General features: G+C 52.5%; 1 rRNA gene. It reads left to right on the top strand.

From position 1 onward, the window contains the following. Positions 1–46: 46 nt before the first annotated feature. Positions 47–2830: ribosomal RNA gene (locus QL223_RS25810) — 23S ribosomal RNA — on the top strand; the annotation flags it as partial.

A 2830-nucleotide genomic window follows, 5' to 3' on the forward strand; every position in this document is an offset into this window, starting at 1 on the left:
AGAACACCTTGGTTGTTTGAACATACGAAACCTCTTGGGGTTGTATGGTTAAGTGACTAAGCGTACACGGTGGATGCCTTGGCAGTCAGAGGCGATGAAGGACGTAGTAACTTGCGATAAGCCCAGATAAGGCAGTAACAGCCATTTGAATCTGGGATTTCCGAATGGGGAAACCCACTGGCATAAGCCAGTATCCCACACTGAATACATAGGTGTGTGGAGGCGAACTCGGGGAACTGAAACATCTAAGTACCCGAAGGAAAAGAAATCAATTGAGATTCCGGCAGTAGCGGCGAGCGACCCCGGATTAGCCCTTAAGCGTTTTATGAGTTAGTGGAAGCCTCTGGAAAGTGGCGCGATACAGGGTGATAGCCCCGTACACGACGGCTTATTTAACGTGAAAACGAGTAGGACGGGACACGTGTTATCTTGTCTGAAGATGGGGGGACCATCCTCCAAGGCTAAATACTCCTGACTGACCGATAGTGAACCAGTACCGTGAGGGAAAGGCGAAAAGAACCCCTGTGAGGGGAGTGAAATAGAACCTGAAACCGTGTACGTACAAGCAGTGGGAGCCTACTTGTTAGGTGACTGCGTACCTTTTGTATAATGGGTCAGCGACTTACGTTATGTAGCAAGGTTAACCGTATAGGGGAGCCGTAGGGAAACCGAGTCTTAACTGGGCGAATGAGTTGCATGACGTAGACCCGAAACCGAGTGATCTAGCCATGGGCAGGTTGAAGATTGAGTAACATCAATTGGAGGACCGAACCGACTAATGTTGAAAAATTAGCGGATGACTTGTGGCTAGGGGTGAAAGGCCAATCAAACTCGGAGATAGCTGGTTCTCCCCGAAAGCTATTTAGGTAGCGCCTCGGACGAATACTACTGGGGGTAGAGCACTGTTAAGGCTAGGGGGTCATCCCGACTTACCAACCCTTTGCAAACTCCGAATACCAGTAAGTACTATCCGGGAGACACACGGCGGGTGCTAACGTCCGTCGTGGAGAGGGAAACAACCCAGACCGCCAGCTAAGGTCCCAAAGTTATCGCTAAGTGGGAAACGATGTGGGAAGGCTCAGACAGCCAGGATGTTGGCTTAGAAGCAGCCATCATTTAAAGAAAGCGTAATAGCTCACTGGTCGAGTCGGCCTGCGCGGAAGATGTAACGGGGCTAAGCGATACACCGAAGCTGCGGCAGTGCGATTTATCGTATTGGGTAGGGGAGCGTTCTGTAAGCCGTTGAAGGTGGTCTGTAAGGGCTGCTGGAGGTATCAGAAGTGCGAATGCTGACATGAGTAACGACAAAGGGGGTGAAAAACCTCCTCGCCGGAAGACCAAGGGTTCCTGTCCAACGTTAATCGGGGCAGGGTAAGTCGGCCCCTAAGGCGAGGCCGAAAGGCGTAGTCGATGGGAAACGGGTTAATATTCCCGTACTGCTGATAACTGCGATGGGGGGACGGAGAAGGCTAGGTGGGCCTCGCGACGGTTGTCGAGGTTCAAGTGCGTAGGTGGGTGTCTTAGGCAAATCCGGGACGCTATACACTGAGACACGATGTCGAGCTACTACGGTAGTGAAGTCATTGATGCCATGCTTCCGGGAAAAGCCTCTAAGCTTCAGGTTATCAGGAACCGTACCCCAAACCGACACAGGTGGTCGGGTAGAGAATACCAAGGCGCTTGAGAGAACTCGGGTGAAGGAACTAGGCAAAATGGTACCGTAACTTCGGGAGAAGGTACGCTGCCCGCGGTGAAGTCCCTTGCGGATGGAGCTATGGGCAGTCGCAGATACCAGGTGGCTGCAACTGTTTATTAAAAACATAGCACTGTGCAAAATCGAAAGATGACGTATACGGTGTGACGCCTGCCCGGTGCCGGAAGGTTAATTGATGGGGTTAGACTTCGGTCGAAGCTCTTGATCGAAGCCCCGGTAAACGGCGGCCGTAACTATAACGGTCCTAAGGTAGCGAAATTCCTTGTCGGGTAAGTTCCGACCTGCACGAATGGCGTAATGATGGCCACGCTGTCTCCACCCGAGACTCAGTGAAATTGAAATCGCAGTGAAGATGCTGTGTACCCGCGGCTAGACGGAAAGACCCCGTGAACCTTTACTACAGCTTGGCACTGAACATTGAGCCTACATGTGTAGGATAGGTGGGAGGCTTTGAAACACAGACGCCAGTTTGTGTGGAGCCGACCTTGAAATACCACCCTTGTATGTTTGATGTTCTAACTTAGGCCCCTAATCGGGGTTGAGGACAGTGCCTGGTGGGTAGTTTGACTGGGGCGGTCTCCTCCCAAAGAGTAACGGAGGAGCACGAAGGTGGGCTAATCACGGTCGGACATCGTGAGGTTAGTGCAATGGCATAAGCCCGCTTGACTGCGAGAATGACGGTTCGAGCAGGTGCGAAAGCAGGTCATAGTGATCCGGTGGTTCTGAATGGAAGGGCCATCGCTCAACGGATAAAAGGTACTCCGGGGATAACAGGCTGATACCGCCCAAGAGTTCATATCGACGGCGGTGTTTGGCACCTCGATGTCGGCTCATCACATCCTGGGGCTGAAGTCGGTCCCAAGGGTATGGCTGTTCGCCATTTAAAGTGGTACGCGAGCTGGGTTTAGAACGTCGTGAGACAGTTCGGTCCCTATCTGCCGTGGGCGTTGGATGATTGAGAGGGGCTGCTCCTAGTACGAGAGGACCGGAGTGGACGAACCTCTGGTGTTCGGGTTGTCACGCCAGTGGCATTGCCCGGTAGCTAAGTTCGGAATCGATAACCGCTGAAAGCATCTAAGCGGGAAGCGAGCCTCAAGATGAGTCATCCCTAGGACT

This window comes from Grimontia sp. SpTr1 (assembly GCF_947387585.1).
Classification (GTDB): domain Bacteria; phylum Pseudomonadota; class Gammaproteobacteria; order Enterobacterales; family Vibrionaceae; genus Enterovibrio; species Enterovibrio indicus.